General features: G+C 36.2%; 23 protein-coding genes. 21 read left to right on the top strand and 2 right to left on the bottom strand.

The annotated features are described in order from the left end of the window. The first annotated feature begins 17 nt into the window (after nucleotides 1-17). The 5 genes from spoIIIAD to Q9B79_RS10015 are packed head-to-tail and all read left to right on the top strand — an operon-like array spanning nucleotide 18 to nucleotide 3,571. Nucleotides 18-401, top strand: a complete 384-nt coding sequence (gene spoIIIAD, locus Q9B79_RS10035; RefSeq protein ID WP_079245909.1) for a stage III sporulation protein AD — start codon at nucleotides 18-20, stop codon at nucleotides 399-401. 10 nt (nucleotides 402-411) lie between these two features. Next, complete coding sequence (gene spoIIIAE, locus Q9B79_RS10030; RefSeq protein WP_140970405.1) at nucleotides 412-1,584, top strand: stage III sporulation protein AE; 1,173 nt, start codon at nucleotides 412-414, stop codon at nucleotides 1,582-1,584. Between the two features lie 12 nt (nucleotides 1,585-1,596). Then, nucleotides 1,597-2,229: a stage III sporulation protein AF gene (spoIIIAF, locus tag Q9B79_RS10025; RefSeq protein ID WP_098667336.1), complete on the top strand. Its 633-nt coding sequence runs from the start codon at nucleotides 1,597-1,599 to the stop codon at nucleotides 2,227-2,229. Continuing rightward, nucleotides 2,219-2,881, top strand: a complete 663-nt coding sequence (gene spoIIIAG / locus Q9B79_RS10020) for a stage III sporulation protein AG (protein ID WP_306183859.1) — start codon at nucleotides 2,219-2,221, stop codon at nucleotides 2,879-2,881. Before spoIIIAF ends, spoIIIAG begins: the two co-directional genes overlap by 11 nt. A gap of 15 nt (nucleotides 2,882-2,896) precedes the next feature. Then, nucleotides 2,897-3,571 (top strand): SpoIIIAH-like family protein, encoded by a 675-nt coding sequence (locus tag Q9B79_RS10015; RefSeq protein ID WP_306183858.1) that lies wholly within the window; start codon nucleotides 2,897-2,899, stop codon nucleotides 3,569-3,571. A gap of 200 nt (nucleotides 3,572-3,771) precedes the next feature. Here Q9B79_RS10015 and Q9B79_RS10010 read toward each other — a convergent pair whose 3' ends face one another. Further along, a complete protein-coding gene (locus Q9B79_RS10010) occupies nucleotides 3,772-3,966 on the bottom strand; it encodes a DNA recombination protein RecO (RefSeq protein WP_306183857.1) in 195 nt (64 codons plus the stop codon). Between the two features lie 464 nt (nucleotides 3,967-4,430). On the opposite strand from Q9B79_RS10010, the gene accB reads away from it, so the two are divergent. From accB to Q9B79_RS09935, 15 genes are all read left to right on the top strand, one after another. After that, nucleotides 4,431-4,919: an acetyl-CoA carboxylase biotin carboxyl carrier protein gene (gene accB / locus Q9B79_RS10005; protein ID WP_306183856.1), complete on the top strand. Its 489-nt coding sequence runs from the start codon at nucleotides 4,431-4,433 to the stop codon at nucleotides 4,917-4,919. A gap of 16 nt (nucleotides 4,920-4,935) precedes the next feature. Continuing rightward, the gene (gene accC / locus Q9B79_RS10000) at nucleotides 4,936-6,288 is read left to right on the top strand and encodes an acetyl-CoA carboxylase biotin carboxylase subunit (RefSeq protein WP_306183855.1); all 1,353 of its coding nucleotides are present in this window, start codon (nucleotides 4,936-4,938) and stop codon (nucleotides 6,286-6,288) included. Nucleotides 6,289-6,310: 22 nt separating this feature from the next. Then, entirely contained in the window at nucleotides 6,311-6,703 is a 393-nt protein-coding gene (locus Q9B79_RS09995) for an Asp23/Gls24 family envelope stress response protein (protein ID WP_000807630.1), read from the top strand. Nucleotides 6,704-7,050: 347 nt separating this feature from the next. Next, complete coding sequence (gene nusB / locus Q9B79_RS09990; protein WP_098667341.1) at nucleotides 7,051-7,443, top strand: N utilization substance protein NusB; 393 nt, start codon at nucleotides 7,051-7,053, stop codon at nucleotides 7,441-7,443. 23 nt (nucleotides 7,444-7,466) lie between these two features. Beyond that, on the top strand, nucleotides 7,467-8,327 hold the full coding sequence (gene folD / locus Q9B79_RS09985) for a bifunctional methylenetetrahydrofolate dehydrogenase/methenyltetrahydrofolate cyclohydrolase FolD (protein WP_306183852.1): 861 nt from the start codon (nucleotides 7,467-7,469) through the stop codon (nucleotides 8,325-8,327). Between the two features lie 26 nt (nucleotides 8,328-8,353). Continuing rightward, a complete protein-coding gene (xseA, locus tag Q9B79_RS09980) occupies nucleotides 8,354-9,712 on the top strand; it encodes an exodeoxyribonuclease VII large subunit (protein ID WP_306183849.1) in 1,359 nt (452 codons plus the stop codon). Next, on the top strand, nucleotides 9,702-9,932 hold the full coding sequence (gene xseB / locus Q9B79_RS09975) for an exodeoxyribonuclease VII small subunit (RefSeq protein WP_000428423.1): 231 nt from the start codon (nucleotides 9,702-9,704) through the stop codon (nucleotides 9,930-9,932). The genes xseA and xseB overlap by 11 nt, the downstream gene beginning before the upstream one ends. Then, nucleotides 9,932-10,822: a (2E,6E)-farnesyl diphosphate synthase gene (ispA, locus tag Q9B79_RS09970; RefSeq protein ID WP_306183846.1), complete on the top strand. Its 891-nt coding sequence runs from the start codon at nucleotides 9,932-9,934 to the stop codon at nucleotides 10,820-10,822. Before xseB ends, ispA begins: the two co-directional genes overlap by 1 nt. A 302-nt stretch (nucleotides 10,823-11,124) precedes the next feature. Next, the gene (dxs, locus tag Q9B79_RS09965; RefSeq protein WP_098667345.1) at nucleotides 11,125-13,017 is read left to right on the top strand and encodes a 1-deoxy-D-xylulose-5-phosphate synthase; all 1,893 of its coding nucleotides are present in this window, start codon (nucleotides 11,125-11,127) and stop codon (nucleotides 13,015-13,017) included. Between the two features lie 3 nt (nucleotides 13,018-13,020). Continuing rightward, nucleotides 13,021-13,860 carry a TlyA family RNA methyltransferase gene (locus Q9B79_RS09960; protein ID WP_306183844.1) on the top strand — a complete coding sequence of 280 codons (840 nt, stop codon included), beginning with the start codon at nucleotides 13,021-13,023 and terminating at the stop codon, nucleotides 13,858-13,860. A gap of 142 nt (nucleotides 13,861-14,002) precedes the next feature. Continuing rightward, entirely contained in the window at nucleotides 14,003-14,452 is a 450-nt protein-coding gene (gene argR / locus Q9B79_RS09955; protein WP_001032581.1) for an arginine repressor ArgR, read from the top strand. A 267-nt stretch (nucleotides 14,453-14,719) separates the two neighbouring features. Continuing rightward, on the top strand, nucleotides 14,720-16,459 hold the full coding sequence (gene recN / locus Q9B79_RS09950) for a DNA repair protein RecN (RefSeq protein ID WP_306183841.1): 1,740 nt from the start codon (nucleotides 14,720-14,722) through the stop codon (nucleotides 16,457-16,459). Nucleotides 16,460-16,577: 118 nt separating this feature from the next. Further along, the gene (gene spoIVB / locus Q9B79_RS09945) at nucleotides 16,578-17,876 is read left to right on the top strand and encodes a SpoIVB peptidase (protein ID WP_098667348.1); all 1,299 of its coding nucleotides are present in this window, start codon (nucleotides 16,578-16,580) and stop codon (nucleotides 17,874-17,876) included. 287 nt (nucleotides 17,877-18,163) lie between these two features. Next, entirely contained in the window at nucleotides 18,164-18,958 is a 795-nt protein-coding gene (gene spo0A, locus Q9B79_RS09940) for a sporulation transcription factor Spo0A (RefSeq protein ID WP_003161566.1), read from the top strand. A 253-nt stretch (nucleotides 18,959-19,211) separates the two neighbouring features. Further along, nucleotides 19,212-19,775: a PRK06770 family protein gene (locus Q9B79_RS09935; protein WP_306183838.1), complete on the top strand. Its 564-nt coding sequence runs from the start codon at nucleotides 19,212-19,214 to the stop codon at nucleotides 19,773-19,775. 239 nt (nucleotides 19,776-20,014) lie between these two features. On the opposite strand, the gene Q9B79_RS09930 is transcribed toward Q9B79_RS09935, so the two are convergent. Beyond that, nucleotides 20,015-20,161, bottom strand: a complete 147-nt coding sequence (locus Q9B79_RS09930; protein WP_001247671.1) for a YycC family protein — start codon at nucleotides 20,159-20,161, stop codon at nucleotides 20,015-20,017. A 50-nt stretch (nucleotides 20,162-20,211) separates the two neighbouring features. Here Q9B79_RS09930 and Q9B79_RS09925 point away from each other — a divergent pair, with 50 nt between their 5' ends. Next, a complete protein-coding gene (locus Q9B79_RS09925; RefSeq protein ID WP_098667349.1) occupies nucleotides 20,212-20,940 on the top strand; it encodes a glycerophosphodiester phosphodiesterase in 729 nt (242 codons plus the stop codon). The last annotated feature ends 47 nt before the right edge of the window (nucleotides 20,941-20,987 follow it).

The raw sequence follows: 20,987 nt of genomic DNA, 5'->3' as shown, positions 1-20,987 counted from the left end.
CGGTTCGAATCGAAATTATACAAATTGTCGGATTAGGCCTCGTTGCTACGTTTTTAGCAGCTGTATTGAATCAGCATAAATCTAGTATTACGTCACTATTTATTGTGTTCGTAGGTAGCGTGATGTTTCTTATTTTAATTGATCAAATTCACGCTATTTTACAAATGATTGAGAGAGTAGCGAGTGAAGCGAAAGTTAGCAACGTATATGTAGAAACTTTGCTAAAAATTATTGGAATTGCTTATATTGCTGAGTTTGGAGCACAAATTACAAAGGATGCCGGACAAGGTGCAATTGCTTCGAAAATTGAATTAGCTGGAAAGATTTTAATTCTCGTTATGGCGATTCCTATTTTGACGGTAGTAATTGAAACTATTCTCGGATTTTTACCGACGGGATAAGGGGGAGTGAATGTTGAGGGGCTTTGGAGCTAAGCTGCTATTTGCTTGCTTCCTTTTCTTTTCTTTACCGGTTGTTGTACAAGCTTCTCCTGTAGAAACAAACGTCGTTGATCAACAATTGGATAAGCTCGGAATTGAAGATGTGAAGCAATTTTGGGACGGGCTTGTTACAAAATATGGAGGTTACTTACCAGAGAGTCAAAAAGGTAGCTTTATGGAGTTTGTAAAGGGAGAAAAAGAAATTTCTATAAAAGAGTGGATGCTAGGTTTATTAAAGTATTTATTTCACGAACTTGTTGCAAATGGGAAGCTACTTGGAACGCTTATTATGCTCACAATTTTTAGTGCATTGTTGCAATCACTGCAATCTTCCTTTTCAAAAAGTAGTGTAAGTAAAATTGCCGATGCAGTTGTATATATGGTACTGATTATTTTCGCTTTAAATAGCTTTTATGTCGTCATGACATATGCAAGAGAAACGATACAAACAATGGTAGATTTCATATTAGCGTTATTGCCTATCTTGCTTGCACTCATAGCGACAGGCGGTGGTGTTGTATCTGTATCGTTTTTTCATCCGATTATCATCTTCTTAATGAATACGAGTGGGCTTTTGATGAATTATATCGTTCTACCACTTTTATTACTTGCAACGATATTAAGTATTGTAAGTACGATGAGCGATCAATATAAAGTTACGAAATTGTCCAAGCTTTTGCAAAACGTTAGCGTCGGGATTATCGGTATCTTTTTAACGATTTTTTTAGGCGTATTATCTGTACAAGGAACAGCGACAGCTGTTGCTGATGGAATCGCTGTAAAAACAGCTAAATTTGTAACAGGTAACTTTATTCCAGTAGTAGGAAGGATGTTTACAGAGGCAGCGGATACTGTCATTAGTGCGTCGGGATTATTAAAAAACACAGTCGGAATTATTGGGCTCGTCATTCTATGCTTAATTGTCGCTTTTCCAGCGATTCAAATTTTTTGTATCGCATTTATTTATAAGTTCGCAGCAGCAGTATTGCAACCAGTTGGTGGTGGAGCAATTATTCAATGTTTAGATATCATTGGACGGAGCATCATTTATGTATTTGCTTGCTTAGCTATCGTATCGTTTATGTTTTTTTTAAGTATCACAATTATTATTGCTGCGGGGAACATTACACTTATGATGCGGTAGGAGGTGAAGGGTATGCAATTTGTTACAGAGTGGATTCGAAATATTATCGTTTTTTTACTCTTAGCGACAATGCTTCATCTGATTCTTCCAAATTCTAATTTGCAGAAGTACGTTAAATTCGTTGTAAGTCTATTATTAGTTGTTTTAATTTTAACGCCTCTATTTAAACTATTACAAACAGATGTAAATGAAGTAATCGCAAATTTTAATGAAGAGAAGTACGTAGCAGAAGGATCTGTAAAAAATTCAATAGATTCGAAGAAAAAAGAAATACAAGCTCTAACACGTGCATATAGTTTAGAAGAGATGGCTACCAAAATGAAAAAAGAAGTAGGAAAAGAGTTTGAGAAACAGTATGGTATGTCAGTCTCTGAAATACAAATAGTCGCAGCGGAAAGCACAGCGGAAGTAAAGTCAGCGAAAGATATTCAATCTGTTGTTGTGACGTTGAAAGAAAAAGAACGTAGTAAAAATGATGCAATCGAAACAGTAAAACCAGTGGAAATTAATGCGAAAGAACCGCCGAAAAAAGTAGAGGAAACGAATGTAGAAATGAAAGATTTCTTTTCGAGCAGGTGGCAACTAGAGAATAAACAAATCCAAGTTCAAATGGAAGGGAGGACAGGTAGAGTAAATGGACAATAAAGATAAAAATTCGAAGTTCTCATTTTTTCGAAACTTATTGAATGGGGATGAAAAAGAGAGTCATGAGAAAGGGAAAAAGGTAACACCTAAGTTTTTACTTGTCCTACTCATACTTGGAATTTTGCTTATGTTTTCTAGTAGTTTATTTTCAAGTAAAAAACAAGAAGTGCCTGTATTTAAAGAACAAAAAACGCAAAATCAAGAAAAAGACGTACCAACTTTTGGACAAAAAAATAATGATAATATGTCAAATGTAGAAAAATATGAAAAAGCGTATGAACAAGAATTAAAAGCAGCCTTAGAAGAAATAGCAGGAGTAAAAGATGTAACGATTAATGTGAATTTAGATTCATCAGAGGAAAAAATATTAGAAAAAAATACAGTGAAACGTTCACAAACAACAGGTGAAACAGATAAAACAGGCGGCAAAAGGGAAGTAGAAGACGAGTCTCTTGATGAGAAGACAGTCATTATACGTGAAGGGGATAAAGAAACTCCCGTTGTTTTACGAACAGAGAAACCGAAAGTACGAGGTGTCCTTGTCGTAGCAAAAGGAGTGGATAATATACAAGTTAAAGCGATGGTAAAAGAAGCTGTCATACGGCTGCTAGATGTACCAGCCCATCGCGTTTCAGTATCACCGAAAAATTGATAGGGAGGAAATAAAGTGTTAAAAAAACAAACGGTTTGGTTATTAACGATGTTAAGTTTAGTTGTTGTACTATCTGTTTATTACGTAACAACTCCTGACAAGATGAATACAGCATCGCCGACAACAGGTGAAAAGATTGGACAAGAAAAACAAGGTACTGATAAAGCTGTAACAAATGAAGCACCTAAAGAAACGCCGAAAAAAGAGAATGCAAACAAGGAAACATCAAATAAAGAAACGGACAAAAAAGAGAGTGGAAACAAGGAAACATCAAACAAGGAAACATCAAACAAAGAAACAAGCAAAAAAGAAGCAAATGTAACAGTTCAATCAAGTGATGAAAATTTCACAGCGTTACGTATGCAAATGGAAGATCAGCGAAGTGAACAAAAAGCAAGATTACAAGAAGTGATGAATTCAGCAAAATCTTCAGCGACAGAAAAGAGTAAAGCGAAAGATAATTTTGATGCAATTACGACAATGGAAACGAAGCAAGAGCTACTTGAGACAGTAATTAAATCTCAAGGTGGATATAAAGATGCCCTTGTAAGAGCTGATGGAACTGATATTAAAGTAACTGTAAAAGCGGCAAAACATTCACAAAAAGAAGCGAATAAAATTATCCAACTTGTAAGAAGTGAAGGCGGATCAAAAGATGTAGGTGTGAAATTTGATCCACCAACAAAATAAAAACTAATAATCCGCGGGGAAACCTCCGCGGATTATTAGTTTTACGCATCAAATTGTTTGAAAATAGTTAGATAAAGCGAAACTTTAATCAGCCCTCATTAATCGGGCTTTTACGGGCAGCCCGCCCCAACCTAACTTCTTTACTTTCCCTGAATTTTGCCCGGCAAATAGAGGGATAAAAATAATAATAGAAAAAGCTATCATTTTCGATAGCTTTTTTTTGTTTCGTCTTTGTAGTTGTTTTTACTATGTTCAACTCGGAACGGTGAAATACGTTGTGAGTAAAAGATTAGCGGTTCATGGTAACGATGATTACTTTTTCCTGATTTGACGTGGATGAAAAGAACGAATGCCCAAACCATTACGGCAGGTAAGAAGAGAATGAGCCATATCATGTGTCCACACCTCGATACGATATATTTTCTACACTTTGAACATACTATTCTTATATGAAGGAATGATGAACGACGTGTAAACAAAAAAATAATATTTGGTAAAAATATGTTATTGACTATAGATAAGGTGAAGAGTAAAGCGGTAATAATATATTTGTTTTGTAGCATTTTGAAAAAGTAAGGAATGTTTTTTAGGAAGTGGTCTTGCCAATTTTGTGTGAAACTTGGTATTATTACTAGGTAATAAATTTTTATTGGAATAATATTTTTACAGGAGTTTCAATTTATTATAAAGAAATATAAATTGGAATGTTTAAAAAATTTATCGTAAGATGGAAATAGTAACTATTTCTATTAGTAAATGAAATATCTAATAGAGTACATCGTATTTTTACAGTCAATCTAGTTTTAGTGACGGGAATCTGTAAAAACGGGACAAACAAGAGTATGGGAGTGGATTTTACATGTTTAAAATTCAAGAAGTTCGTGAATTAATTAAATTAATTGATAGCTCTAATATTGATGAATTTGAATACAAAAAAGATGGTACGACAATCAAAATGAAAAAGCGTGGCAATGAAGTTGTTGCGGTGCAAGCACCTGTAGCAAAACAAGTGGCACAACCAGTAGCACCTGTTGAAGTTGAAACAACAGTAGCGGCAGCACAAGTGGAAGTACCAAAACAAGAAGAGAAACAAGCTGTTCAAAATGAGAACCTACATAAAATTACATCACCGATGGTAGGTACATTCTATTCTTCTTCTTCGCCTGACACACCTGCATATGTAAGTGTTGGCGATAGAGTATCGAAAGATTCTATCGTATGTATTGTTGAGGCTATGAAGTTATTTAACGAAATTGATGCTGATGTAGAGGGCGAAATTGTTGAGATTCTTGTTAATAACGGACAGCTTGTTGAGTATGGACAACCGCTATTTCTTGTAAAAGCGTAATAAGGGAGTCTTTGTGATGATAAAAAAAGTATTAATAGCCAATCGTGGGGAAATTGCTGTACGAATTATTCGTGCTTGTAAAGAAATGGATATTGAAACAGTCGCAATTTATTCAGAAGCAGATAAAGAGTCACTTCACGTACAAATTGCAGATGAGGCGTATTGTGTAGGGCCAACGATTTCGAAAGAAAGCTATTTAAATTTGACGAATATTATTAGCGTTGCGAAGTTAACAGGCTGCGATGCTATTCATCCGGGATACGGATTCTTAGCAGAGAATGCAGATTTCGCAGAGTTATGTCGTGAATGTAACTTGATTTTTATCGGTCCAAGTCCAGAAGCTATTTCAAAGATGGGCACAAAAGACGTTGCTCGTGATACAATGAAAAAAGCAGGGGTTCCGATTGTACCAGGTTCACAAGGGATTATTAAAAATACCGAAGAAGCGATCGAACTTGCTAATCAAATTGGATATCCAGTTATTATTAAAGCGACTGCAGGTGGCGGCGGAAAAGGGATTCGTGTTGCGCGCCATGAGGAAGAGCTTGTAAAGGGAATTCAAATTACACAGCAAGAAGCTAGTACCGCTTTTGGGAACCCTGGTGTATACTTAGAGAAGTACGTTGAAGATTTCCGCCATGTTGAGATTCAAATAATGGCAGATACACACGGAAATGCCATTCATTTAGGAGAGCGTGATTGTACAATTCAGCGCCGTTTGCAAAAACTACTGGAAGAAAGCCCATCACCTGCACTTGATGAAAATGTTCGCAAGCAAATGGGTGAGGCAGCAGTAAAAGCGGCGGTAGCGGTTGATTATACAGGTGCTGGTACGGTTGAGTTTATTTATGAATATAGAACGAAAAGCTTTTATTTCATGGAGATGAATACGAGAATTCAAGTTGAGCATCCAGTTACTGAAATGGTAACAGGGATGGACTTAATTAAAGAACAAATTCTTGTTGCTTCTGGAGAAAAGTTATCGTTACAGCAAGAAGAAGTACAATTTAATGGTTGGGCAATTGAATGCCGAATTAATGCGGAAAACCCTGCCAAAAAATTTATGCCATCTCCAGGTAAAGTAGAAATGTACTTGCCACCAGGCGGATTTGGTATTCGCGTCGATTCAGCTGTATATCCGGGATATTCAATCCCACCTTTCTATGATTCGATGGTTGCTAAATTAATTGTTCACGGAAAAACACGTGAAGAGGCAATTGCAAAAATGAAGCGTGCACTCAGTGAGTTTGTCGTTGAAGGCGTACATACAACAATCCCGTTCCATTTGCAATTGTTAGATCATCCTGATTTTGTAAAAGGTGAGTTTAATACGAAGTTTTTGGAAGAGCATGAACTTGTGACGCAGTGATACATTAAAGGAGGTTTTTTTCATGGCTGAACATATGTTAGATATGGGTCAAGATACAACTCTTGGTAAAGTAGAAATTGCACCAGAAGTAATTGAAGTAATCGCAGGTATTGCAGCTGCTGAGGTAGAAGGCGTAGCGGCAATGCGTGGTAATTTTGCTACAGATGTTGTTGAGAAGTTAGGTAAGAAAAATCATGGTAAAGGTGTAAAGGTTGAATTAGCAAACGAAGATATTATCGTTGACCTTTATGTTGTAATGTATTTTGGCGTAGCAATTCCAGTTGTTGCACAAAAGATTCAAGACAACATTCGCCAAGCGCTCTTTACAATGACAGGGCTTGAGCCAAAAGAAGTGAATGTTCACATCGTTGGCGTAACATTCGAAACACAAAAAACAGAAATCGAACCAGTGTAAGAATGAAGAAGATGCCTAGTAACATAGGCATCTTTTTTATCGTTTCATTTCTTCACAAATTAAAACCCTCTAATTATTATACTATTTCAAAAAAAAAGAAATTAAAAAGAAAATGTTTCGTTTTTCCAAAAAACGTACATTGTGATAAGATATGGAACCTGAAGTTAATCTTTTTATTATTTTTCAGCCTTGTAACCCGTGTGTGAAACGATAAATTGTGTTATTATCATTGTATTATAAGGTTGGAAAATCAATGAAAACTGTAAGAGTAAGTGAATTGACGGCTTATAAATTATAATAATATAACAAAGCATAAGGAAAGACTTGAAGCATAAAGGAGAGTTACAATGAAACGTAGGACGGCTAGAGAAAGAGCTATGCAAGCATTATATCAAATGGATATTACAGGTGAATTAGAACCGAAAGTAGCGGTGGAAAACACGCTAGATGAAGGTGAAGAAACAAATGAGTTTTTAGAATCACTTGTAGTAGGTTTTGTAGAAAATAAAGAAGTAATTGACGAAGCGATTCGTCAAAACTTAAAAAAATGGAAGCTTGAGCGTATTAGTATTGTTGATCGCAGTATTTTACGTTTAGCTGTGTATGAAATGAAATACATGGAAGAAATTCCACACAACGTAACAATTAACGAAGCAATTGAAATTGCTAAAACATTTGGGGATGAGGAATCTCGTCGTTTTATTAACGGCGTTTTATCTAATATAAAAGATACACTGTAATTTCTTTAAGGGGGAATCTTAAAATGGTAGCAGTAATCATCAAAGGAAATGAAGTTGCGGAGAAAAAACGAGCACAATTAACAGAAGAAGTTGTGAAGTTGAAAGAGCAAGGGATTGTACCAGGATTAGCAGTTATTTTAGTTGGAGAAGATCCAGCATCTCGTTCTTATGTAAAAGGGAAAGAAAAGGGCTGTGAACAAGTAGGAATCTATTCAGAGTTAATTGAACTTCCTGAAACAATTACGGAGGAGCGTTTGCTTGCTGAAATCGATCGCTTAAATGGCGATGACCGTATAAATGGCATATTAGTGCAATTACCTTTACCAAAACATATTGAGGAAAAAGCTATCATTGAAAGAATTTCACCAGAAAAAGATGTAGATGGATTCCACCCAATCAGCGTGGGACGTATGATGACGGGACAAGATACATTCCTTCCATGTACACCGCACGGTATTGTAGAATTAGTAAAAGAAACAAATCTTGATATCTCGGGAAAACATGTTGTAGTAATTGGAAGAAGTAACATTGTCGGCAAACCAGTAGGACAATTGTTCTTAAACGAAAATGCAACTGTCACATATTGTCATTCTAAGACGAAAAATATGAAAGAGTTAACGAAGCTAGCTGATATTTTAATCGTAGCTGTTGGACGACCTAAGATGATAACAGCTGACTATATGAAAGAAGGAGCGGTTGTAATTGACGTTGGTGTAAACCGTTTAGAAACAGGTAAACTTTGTGGTGATGTTGACTTTGACAACGTATTAGATGTTGCGGGTTACATCACACCTGTGCCAAAGGGTGTTGGTCCAATGACGATCACAATGCTTCTTCATAATACTGTTGAATCGGCTAAACGTGCAGGTGTCGTTTGTAAATAATTTGAGTCGGCTATGAGGAGAGAGAAATGGAGAAACAATATTTAACCGTTACAGCGTTAACACGCTATATAAAAACAAAAATAGAATATGATCCGCATTTACAGTCTGTTTGGTTAAAAGGTGAAATTTCCAACTTTAAAAATCATAGCCGTGGCCATATGTATTTTACATTGAAAGATGAAAACGCAAGAATCGCAGCGGTTATGTTTGCGGGTCATAATCGTAATATTAAATTCAGACCTGAAAATGGGATGAAGGTGCTTGTGAAAGGGAAAATCTCTGTTTACGAGGCGAGTGGTTCTTATCAAATTTATATCCAAGACATGCAGCCTGACGGAATCGGAAACCTACATTTAGCTTACGAACAATTAAAGGTTCGTCTAGAGGAAGAAGGATTGTTTTCCCGAGTTTATAAAAAAACAATCCCTCCTTATGCAAAAACAATAGGTGTGATTACGTCACCAACAGGGGCAGCGATTCGTGATATTATAACAACGATTAAACGTCGTTATCCAATTGGAAATGTTATTGTGTTTCCAGTACTTGTACAGGGGGAGTCAGCAGCTCCCTCGATTGTACAAGCAATTCGTACAGCTAATGAAATGGAAGAGATAGATGTTCTAATCGTTGGGCGTGGTGGAGGCTCGATTGAGGAATTATGGGCGTTTAATGAAGAAATGGTTGCAAGGGCCATTTTCAAGAGTGAAATCCCTATTATTTCAGCAGTAGGCCATGAAACGGACTTTACAATTGCGGATTTTGTTGCCGATTTAAGAGCACCAACACCAACTGCAGCGGCCGAGCTGGCAGCGCCTAATATTATTGAGTTACAAGAAAAGGTATTACAAAGAACTCTAAGATTGCAAAGGGCAATGAGAGAGTTAGTACATAAAAAAGAAGAAAAACTACAAGTATTGCAAAAATCTTATGCGTTCCGTTATCCAAGACAAGTATATGAGCAAAAAGAAGAGCAGTTGGATAGAGCGTTAGAACAGCTTACTTTAGCGAAAGAGCGTTATATTGATAAAAAGGTAAATCAGTTAAAACAACTTTCATTTTATTTAGAGAAGCACCACCCATCTCAAAAAATTATGCAAACGAAGGTAGCAGTTGAAACGTTGCAAAAGCAATTGCAACGTGAAATGCAAACGTTACTTCAAACGAAAGAATTCGCCTTTGTAAGAGCTGCTCAAAAACTGGAAGCGTTAAGCCCGCTTAAAGTAATGATGAGAGGGTACGGGCTTGTATATGATGAAGAGAAGCAAGTGTTAAAAAGTGTGAAAGATGTCGGCCTTGGAGATGCTGTTTCAGTTCAATTACAAGATGGAATACTAGATTGTAGCGTATCAGGAATAGAGGAGCGTGAATTGAATAATGGAAAATAAATTAAGCTTTGAAGAGGCAATTTCGCAACTTGAGCATCTCGTTTCTAAGCTAGAGCAAGGTGACGTACCTTTAGAAGAAGCAATCTCTTATTTTAAAGAGGGTATGGAATTATCTAAGCTTTGTGACGAGAAGTTGAAGAACGTACAAGAACAAATGGCAGTTATTCTTGGGGAAGATGGAGAGCTTGAACCGTTTACTGCTTTAGGAGATGAAGCATAGTGACAATTGCTTTTGATACTTTTTTGAAAGAAAGTAAAACTTTCGTAGAAGAGAAGCTTGTAAGCTATGCAAATGAATTACAATGTCCAAATGTACTTCGTGAAGCGATGGCATATTCTTTGGAAGCGGGTGGAAAGCGTCTCCGCCCGTTACTTTTATTTGCAACATTACAAGCGTTTGGTAAAGAAAGAAATCTTGGAGTAGGTGCAGCTTGTGCTCTTGAAATGATACATACATACTCGTTAGTTCATGATGATTTACCTTGTATGGATGATGATGATTTAAGAAGAGGAAAGCCCACAAATCATAAAGTATTTGGTGAAGCGATGGCGGTTTTAGCGGGTGATGGTTTGTTGACATATGCTTTTCAAGTTATTATGGCATATGAGCAAAAGGAAATCTCTGCTGAGAAAAAAGTAAGGCTTGTACTTGAGCTTGCAAAAGCAGCAGGACCAGAAGGAATGGTTGGCGGACAAGTGGCAGATATGGAAGCGGAAGGGAAACAACTTACGATTGATGAGTTGGAGTATATTCATAAGCATAAGACTGGAAAACTACTTGAATTCGCTGTACTTGCCGGATCTATACTTTCTGATGCCACAGAAGAACAGGAAGAAAAGTTGCTTGCGTTTGCAAAATATATTGGTCTAGCTTTCCAAATTCGAGATGATATTTTAGATGTGGAAGGAACCGAAGAAGAGATTGGAAAACCGATTGGTAGTGATGTTTCCAACGAAAAGAGCACCTATACGACGTTATTTACTGTAGATAGAGCAAAGGATATTTTAGAAGAGACGATTGCAAAAGCAAAAGATGCTATTGGTTCCTTGCAATTACAAGATGAATATTTACTATCTATTTGCGATTTGATTGCAAAACGTAATAACTAATATAACAGCGTTTTCATTTGTTGAGTCATTCATCATTTTATGATATAAATGTAGGAAAAGGTTTTTCTTTTCTTGTTATTGGCAAAAATATATGTAGATTACATTGCCGTTATCACTTTGTGTTAGCGGCTATTTTTTTCATCGCCTAACGAAATATGGTTTATAATAGGATTAGGGCGCAATAGACTGGTTAATAGCAGGACAAGCTGAAAAATAAAAAAAGAGAATTTCTTGTTTTGTGTAAATGTTTTTTATTATATTTGACATGTTGACAGATTATGAAATGAAAGTGAGTGATCCATGTGGATCTAACGCAAATTCAAAACCCTAGTTTTTTGAAAGATATGTCTATCAGTGAACTAGAGGGATTGAGTGAGGATATTCGTAAGTTTTTAATTGAAGAGCTCTCTCAAACAGGTGGACATATTGCACCTAATTTAGGTGTAGTAGAACTCACAATTGCTCTGCATAAATTATTTGATAGCCCAAAAGATAAATTTTTATGGGACGTAGGACATCAATCCTATGTACATAAAATTTTAACTGGACGTGCAAAAGAATTCGGTACATTAAGGCAATATCAAGGTCTATGTGGTTTCCCAAAACGTTGCGAGAGTGAGCACGATGTATGGGAGACTGGCCATAGCTCGACATCATTATCTGCTGCGATGGGAATGGCTCTAGCACGTGATTTAAAGAAAACGAAAGAATATGTTATACCAATCATTGGTGATGGTGCTTTAACAGGCGGAATGGCTTTAGAGGCATTAAACCATATTGGACATGAAAAAACAGACATGATTGTTATTTTGAATGATAATGAAATGTCGATTGCACCAAACGTTGGTGCACTTCATAATGTACTTGGACGTCTACGTACCGCAGGAAAATATCAGTGGGTAAAAGATGAATTAGAGTATATATTGAAGAAAATCCCAGCAGTTGGTGGGAAAGTTGCTGCGACAGCAGAGAAAATAAAAGATAGTCTTAAATATTTACTAGTATCCGGTGTCTTTTTCGAGGAGTTAGGCTTTACGTATTTAGGTCCAGTCGATGGACATGATTATGAGAAGTTATTCGAAACGTTGCAATATGCAAAGAAAACAAAAGGTCCAGTACTTGTTCATGTTATTACGAAAAAAGGAAAAGGTTACAAACCAGCTGAGAGTGATGTTATTGGCACTTGGCATGGAACAGGACCTTATAAAATTGAATCGGGTGACTTCGTTAAACCGAAAGAAGTTGCACCAGCATGGAGTGCGGTTGTTAGTGAAACGGTACTTAAATTAGCGAGAACGGATGAGCGTATCGTTGCAATTACACCTGCGATGCCTGTCGGATCGAAACTTGAGAAATTCCAAAAAGAATTCCCAGATCGTATGATTGATGTAGGTATTGCAGAACAACATGCTACAACAATGGCAGCAGGTATGGCAACGCAAGGTATGAAGCCATTCTTAGCAATTTATTCAACATTCTTACAAAGAGCATATGACCAAGTTGTTCATGATATATGCCGCCAAAATTTAAATGTTTTCATCGGAATTGATCGCTCTGGTTTAGTAGGAGCAGATGGTGAGACGCATCAAGGTGTATTTGATATCTCATTCTTACGCCACTTGCCGAATATGGTACTTATGATGCCGAAAGACGAAAATGAAGGGCAGCATTTAGTATATACGGCGATGCAATATGAAGATGGACCTATCGCATTACGTTATGCGCGTGGTAATGGACTTGGTGTTCATATGGATGAAGAATTAAAGACGATTCCAATCGGTTCATGGGAAACGTTAAAAGAAGGTACACAAGCTGCTATTTTAACATTTGGTACGACAATACCAATGGCAATGGAAGCGGCTGAGCGTCTTGAAAAGGCTGGAGTTTCAGTGAAAGTAGTGAACGCTCGCTTTATTAAACCAATGGATGAAGCATATTTACATGACCTCTTAGGAAAAAATATACCGATTTTAACGATTGAAGAAGCTTGTTTAATCGGTGGTTTTGGAACGGGAGTAGTTGAATTTGCGTCTGAGAACGGGTACCATAGTGCGTTAATTGAACGAATGGGTATTCCAGACCGTTTCATAGAACACGGTAGTGTAACAAAATTATTAGAAGAAATTGGTTTAACGACAGATGCTGTTGTAGACCGTATTCATACAATGATTCCATCAAAACAAAAAAGGGCGTAACAAATGAGTGCAAAAAAAGAAAGAGTAGATGTACTATTAGTAGAGCGAGGACTTATAGAAACACGTGAGAAAGCAAAACGCGCCATTATGGCCGGACTTGTATATGCGAATGAGATGAGGCTGGATAAGCCAGGAGAGAAAATCCCACAAGATACAGAGATTACGGTGAAGGGACAAGTTATGCCGTATGTAAGCCGTGGTGGTTATAAACTTGAAAAGGCATTAGAGACATTTCATCTTGATTTACAAGATAAAGTTATGATAGATATTGGTTCATCAACTGGTGGCTTTACAGATTGTGCACTTCAAAATGGTGTGAAATTATCATATGCATTAGATGTAGGATACAATCAACTTGCATGGAAATTGCGTCAAGATGAGCGTGTTGTCGTAATGGAACGAACAAACTTCCGTTACGTAACGCCAGCAGACTTAGAACGTGGTTTACCGCAATTTGCTAGTATCGATGTTTCATTTATATCATTAAAGCTTATATTGCCAGTTTTAAAAACAATGCTTATGCCGAACGGGGATGTAGCAGCGTTAATTAAACCGCAGTTTGAAGCTGGAAGAGAGCAAGTTGGTAAAAAAGGTATCGTTCGTGATCGAAAAGTACATGAGGCTGTTGTAGAAATGATTGTCGACTTTGCTATAAAAGAAGGATACGACGTAGCAGGTTTAACATTCTCACCGATTACGGGCGGGGATGGTAACATTGAATTTTTAATTCATCTGAAATGGCATGGTGAACGTGAGAATGGCGAAAATCATTCTCCGGTTTCTGTTGAGCAAGTAGTTACAGAGGCGCATGATGTCCTAAAACAAAAAGGGAAAGGGGAATAACATATGTTGTTCCTCTTTTTGTTGTAATTGTATAATGATTGTAAAAACAATTGTGTACAAGTAACGAATTATAAGTTAACATAAATAAGTGAAGTATACCAATGTTTAAACTATGGTAAGAGATAGTGTGAGGTGCAAATGTATGAATAAAGGTCAGCGCCATATTAAAATCAGGGAAATTATTGCGAACAAAGAAATTGAAACACAAGATGAATTAGTTGATATTTTACGTAATGAGGGATTTAATGTAACGCAAGCAACAGTATCGCGCGATATTAAAGAACTGCACTTAGTGAAAGTACCATTACATGATGGTCGCTATAAATATAGCTTGCCAGCAGATCAACGATTTAACCCGTTACAAAAATTAAAACGTAATCTAGTGGATTCATTTGTAAAATTAGACACGGCAGGACATATGCTTGTGCTAAAAACATTGCCTGGTAACGCTCATTCACTTGGGGCACTTATTGATCATTTAGAGTGGGATGAGATCATCGGAACCATTTGTGGTGATGATACTTGCTTAATTATTTGCCGTACACCTGAAGATACAGGTGTTGTCTCTGATCGTTTCTTAAATATGCTGTAACAAAAAAATCTTGTTTGCTTTCCTCTGTAAAGTGGAAAGTGAACAGGATATTTTTATTGGTTAAAAACGTGAATTCTTAATTGTAATATAATATTTTCTTTGAATAAAATTAGAAAATAGGTGGATTGACCCGTAAAACAAATGTTTGGTACAATGGAGCGGTTAGAAGAGTAATTTATACATACAAACATATAGTATGACTATTTGAATAAAGAACTGAGAAAAGCCCTGAATAGGGGATTAGTTTATAACGAGGTGAATGGGGCATTGTTATCGGAATTATCGATTAGAAACTTTGCTATTATTGAGGCATTAAATATTTCTTTTCAAAAAGGATTAACGGTTTTAAGTGGTGAAACAGGAGCTGGAAAATCGATTATTATTGATGCGATTAGTTTACTTGTAGGTGGTCGTGGTTCAGCCGAATTCGTTCGATATGGGACGGAAAAAGCTGAAATAGAGGGGCTATTTTATGTAGAAGATGATAAGCATCCATGTATTGAAAAGGCAGAAGAGTTGGACATAGAAATAGAAGACGGCATGATTATTTTGAAGCGTGATATCGCTGCGAACGGAAAAAGTGTATGTCGTGTAAATGGGAAATTAGTTACTCTTAGTGTATTAAAAGAAATTGGAAAAACACTTGTTGATATTCATGGACAGCACGAAACGCAAGATTTAATGAATGAAGAGCGTCATTTATTTATGCTCGATCATTTTGATGGAGAGCGTATTGTTAAACAATTGGGTATATATCAAAACGTATACGCTGATTATGAGAAATTAAAAAAACAGTTAAAATCGTTAAGTGAAAATGAACAACAAATGGCACATCGCTTAGATTTAATTCAATTCCAACATGAAGAAATCCGTAAGGCGGATTTAAAGATGGATGAAGAAAATGGATTGACTGAAGAACGCTTGCAAATTTCTAATTTCGAAAAAATTTATAAAGCATTAGGCGATGCATATCGCTCGTTAAGCGCGGACGGACAAGGATTAGATAATGTAAGAAGCGCAATGGGACAAATGGAGAGTATTACACATTTAGATGAAGTGTATCAAGAAAATCATGACTCAATTGCAAATAGCTATTACTTATTGGAAGAAGTTGCGTATCAACTGAGAGAAAAGCTCGATATGATGGAATATGATCCGAATCGTTTAGACGAAATTGAAACGCGTTTAAATGAAATTCGTATGCTAAAGAGAAAATATGGAAATACTGTAGAAGAGATTTTAGCGTATGCTGATAAAATTGAACAAGAAATTTTTACGATTGAAAATAAAGACGTTCATATTGAAACGACGAAGAAGCAGTTAAAGGAATTAGAAGGTGTTATTCTGAAAGAAGCAACGTTGTTAAGTAATATGCGTCATGAGCTGGCAGAGCATCTTACAAATGCCATTCATCAGGAATTAAAAGAATTATATATGGAAAAAACAAAATTTGAAGTGAGAATTATGAAGAGAGAAGGAAATGCTGAAGAGCCTCTTGTGGAGGGAGCGCCAGTAAGACTTACGGCGGATGGCTATGACCATGTGGAATTTTATATTTCAACAAATCCAGGTGAGCCGTTAAAGCCACTTTCAAAGGTCGCTTCTGGCGGAGAGTTATCTCGTATTATTTTAGCTTTAAAAAGTATTTTTTCTAAGCATCAAGGTGTTGCATCTGTAATTTTTGATGAGGTGGATACTGGTGTAAGTGGTCGAGTTGCCCAGGCTATTGCGGAAAAAATTTATCGAGTATCAGTAAACTCACAAGTACTTTGTATTACGCACTTACCTCAAGTAGCTTCAATGGCGGATTCGCATTTATTTATTCGAAAACAAGTAGCGAATGATCGAACAATTACGTCAGTTACTGTTTTAACTATGGAGGATAAAGTAACAGAAATAGCTCGAATGATTTCTGGTGTGGAAATTACAGATTTAACGACAGAACATGCGAAAGAATTACTCACGCAAGCGCATCATTTTAAACAGACAGCAGAGGCTATCCAGTAATGGATAGCTTTTTTTCTCAAAAAATGATTTCTTAATTCTTCCGGTTATAAATAAAGCACTGCAAGGAGAGATTAAAAAGTGAAGCCAAGAGGCTGAATGTGGGGTAGGAGCGAGGAGAGTGAACAAATTGAAATTAGAAAGATTTCGCAAAATAATAGGTATTTTTCTCCTTGTTTCTTTAGTTTTTATAGGGTGTTTTAAACCGCTTCGAACGTTTATTTCATCCCCAAAGCAACTTGTTGTTTTTGAAGGACAACAATCAGAAATCGCTTCATTACCAGTGTTTCAAGCTTCATCTACAGATCGTCATGTGTTTACAGTAAGTTCAAATGAACAAAAACAAGGACTTATGGTAAATTCTCATCAAAATGGTGAAGCAGATATGGTGTTTCAACTTGCTGGTTTTCCAGTGAAAAAAGTAAATGTGAAAGTATTGAAAGATTTTAAAGTTATTCCAGGTGGACAATCAATTGGTGTGAAGTTAAACACAAAAGGGGTACTTGTTGTAGGCCATCATTTAATTCAAACTGAAAAAGGGAAAGTATCTCCTGGTGAAACAGCTGGTGTGCAAATTGGAGATATGATTACTGAAATTAACGGTAAAACAATTGAAAGAATGAGTGATGTAGCGCCATTTATTCATAGTAGTGGTGAAACTGGCGAACCGCTTAATCTTGTTTTATTAAGAGATGGAAAACAAATTCGTACTAAGTTAAAACCACAAAAAGACAGTGGAGAATCGTCATATCGCATTGGTTTATATATTCGTGATTCGGCAGCTGGAATCGGAACAATGACATTTGTTCATCCTGATTCTATGAAATATGGAGCACTTGGTCACGTTATTTCTGATAATGATACAAAAAAGCCGATTCAAGTCGAGGATGGACAAATTATGCGTTCGACAGTTACATCAATTGAAAGAGGTAGTCATGGGAATCCAGGAGAGAAATTAGCAAGGTTCTCACCGGATCGTGAAGTGATTGGCAATATTACAATAAACAGTCCGTTTGGTATTTTTGGCAAATTGAATACAAATATGACAAATGGCGTAATGGATAAAGCAATGCCTATTGCGCTATCTCATCAAGTAAAAGAAGGACCGGCAAAAATATTAACAGTTATTGATCAAGATAAAGTGGAAGCGTTTGATATTGAGGTTGTTAGTACAGTACCGCAAAAGTTTCCAGCAACGAAAGGCATGGTAATAAAAGTAACAGACAAACGTTTGTTAGCGAAAACGGGTGGTATCGTACAAGGGATGAGCGGAAGTCCAATTGTACAAAACGGGAAAGTAATTGGTGCTGTTACACATGTATTTGTAAATGATCCAACATCAGGATATGGTGTTCATATTGAATGGATGTTACATGAGGCTGGAATTAACATTTATGATCAAGAAAGAAAAGCGAGCTAATTAATAATTAGCTCGCTTTTCTATTGAAAAATTCGTTGAAATTTTGTAAAAGCTCCGCAAGAGGTGTTTTTTGTTGTAAAATGAAAGGAAAGGGTTGAACGTTTCGTTGTATTTCTATGATGGAATGTGTTGCGAAAGGGAATAAATGAACGATAAACATATTTTTTTGTGATTTTATCGGAAAGTAACAAACTTTAAAAGGGAATTTTCACACAATTGTCGAACAATTCATGTAGCCTAGAAGGATACACATGTCGGAGAATCGATTCGGTAAGGGAGGAAAAGCTGTGGAGAAAATTAAAGTATGTCTTGTGGATGATAATAAAGAATTAGTATCAATGCTAGAGAGTTATGTAGCTGCTCAAGATGATATGGAAGTAATCGGTACTGCTTATAATGGTCAAGAGTGTTTAAATTTATTAAAAGATAAACAGCCGGATGTACTCGTATTAGATATTATTATGCCACATTTAGATGGTTTAGCTGTACTAGAGAAAATGCGACATATTGAAAGGTTAAGACAGCCTAGCGTAATTATGTTGACAGCATTTGGACAAGAAGATGTGACGAAAAAAGCAGTTGACTTAGGTGCTTCATATTTCATATTAAAACCATTTGATATGGAGAATTTAACGAGTCATATTCGTCAAGTGAGCGGTAAAGCGAACGCTACTATTAAACGTCCACTGCCATCTTTCCGATCAGCAACAACAGTAGATGGAAAACCGAAAAACTTAGACGCGAGCATTACGAGTATCATTCATGAAATTGGTGTGCCTGCTCATATTAAAGGATACATGTACTTAAGGGAAGCAATTTCTATGGTGTACAATGACATCGAATTACTTGGATCTATTACGAAAGTATTGTATCCGGATATCGCGAAGAAATATAATACAACAGCGAGCCGCGTTGAACGCGCAATCCGTCATGCAATTGAAGTAGCATGGAGTCGAGGGAATATCGATTCTATTTCGTCCTTATTCGGTTATACAGTATCTATGTCAAAAGCAAAACCTACGAACTCTGAGTTTATCGCGATGGTTGCGGATAAGCTGAGACTTGAACATAAAGCTAGTTGAGAGTAAAAGTAGTAAGGGATTTAAGCTTTAGTAAAGCTTAATAATTCTTGAAATTGATACTCGATATCAAATTTAAAACCAATGAACTTTTTATTTAAAGACCAATGAATGTTATAATTCGTTGGTCTTTTTATTTTGTTGGGAAAAAGAGATTATTTGATAATATGGAAAATAAAACCTATTTTCAGTAATATTACATGTAAGTGAAGTTTTTTATAAGGCAATAAAATAGATATAGATAGGGAGAAGGGGAATGGAAAATAAAATTTCAACTTGGCTAGGAATAGTAGCAGCTATGGGAGTTCTTGCTATTACAGTTACATTTGGAATGTTAGAACTTGCAGATAATCCAGTAGATAAAGAAGTGAGCGCTCAAATAAATAAAAAAGAAGATCCAACGATAGTAGGTAGAGAGGTAGATGGGGGCTTTGTTGATGTGTATGTTACTGAAAATTCTACTGAAAGCGAAGTCATTATAGCGATGCATCGCATGACTCATCAAAAAGTGGTGGCAGAACGAAAATCGGGCTCTATCCCAATGATTCAAAATAATGCTAAAAAATTAAAAGAAATTATAAATAAGAGTAGCTTTGCGAAGAAAAATGAGCTTTTAGCAATTGCTGATAGATGGGCGAAAAAAGATTTTAGTAAAATTGTAGAAGATCACAATTATTTCTCGGATGCTCAAGAAGATAGCGCTTGTAAGGCAACTAGAGCAATGGATGCGTTAGAAGAGCAACATTATATTTTAACTACATTCGGGGAGGAAAAAGCGAAAGAACTGTACGAATCAGGGGATACTCCGCACGTTCAATAAAAAATAATATAAGGGGCTTCTAGTTTTTTTATTATCGTGTCTTAAGGACGCAATGAGACTTATAAATAAATAGTCTGCTTTCTTTATGACGTGTAACAAAAAAGAAAAGATGTGATCCATTATTAAATGATGAAGGAACGGCTAAATCGCATCGTAGTACATCTGTTAAAGGATTTTAGTAGGAAAGGCATCCATGATATAATAGAAAATAATAAAAAGTCCTGCAAAACAGGACTGTATTATTCTTCGTCTTTATTTTGTTTTTCTAATTCAACTAACTTTTGAATTAAAATGTGCTGCGGCATATGCATAAGTTGTTCTAGTGGAACACCTAATGCTTTTGATAGGCGGACTGCAGTGTCTGGAGAAATTTGTAATGGTCTCATAGAAGTACCTCCTTTTTCGTATAGTATAGCATAAGATTGGGGGAGTGAGGATGACTCTTATATTTGCACATCGTGGTGCAGCGGGAACATACCCAGAAAATACGATGATTTCATTTGAAGCAGCGGAATCTTTTAGAGCGGATGGAATTGAACTTGATGTTCAATTAACGAAAGACGGAAAGGTTGTCGTCATTCATGATGAAACAGTGAACCGGACAACAAATGGAAAAGGTGCGGTTCGGAATTATGTATATGAGGATTTATGTAAATTAGATGCGAGCTATAAATTTGGTGATAAAGTAGGATTTTGTAAAATACCTCTTTTAGAAGAAGTGTTAGAATGGATTGAACAAACAGAGTTGCTGCTTAATATTGAACTTAAAAATAATAAAATTCCATACAGAGGTTTAGAGGAAGAAGTTATAACGCTTGTACGTAAATTTAATTTAGAAGATCGTGTTATATTTTCCTCATTTAATCACTACAGTATGAAAAGGTGTCATATGATGGCTCCTGATATTCAAACAGCGATTTTATATCGCGAAGGTTTGCATAGTCCATGGGCATATGCGAAAAAAATGGGTGCTACAGCAGTACACCCTAATTATCGTTATCTTCAAGATGCTATTGCTGAACTAACGATGGAAAGTGATGTAGAGGTTCGGCCCTATACAATTAATGAAGAAACACTTATGCGGAAATACTTTGATATGAAAATTTCGGCAATTATTACTGATTATCCTGAAACGGCAAGAACGTTATTGCCAATAAAAAAATGAGACCGTGTGCAACGGTCTCATTTTTTATTGATAAATAGTGGGACTTC

Source organism: Bacillus sp. MHSD_36 (genome assembly GCF_030757775.1).
Classification (GTDB): domain Bacteria; phylum Bacillota; class Bacilli; order Bacillales; family Bacillaceae_G; genus Bacillus_A.
This window is presented reverse-complemented; position numbering and strand designations above follow the sequence as displayed.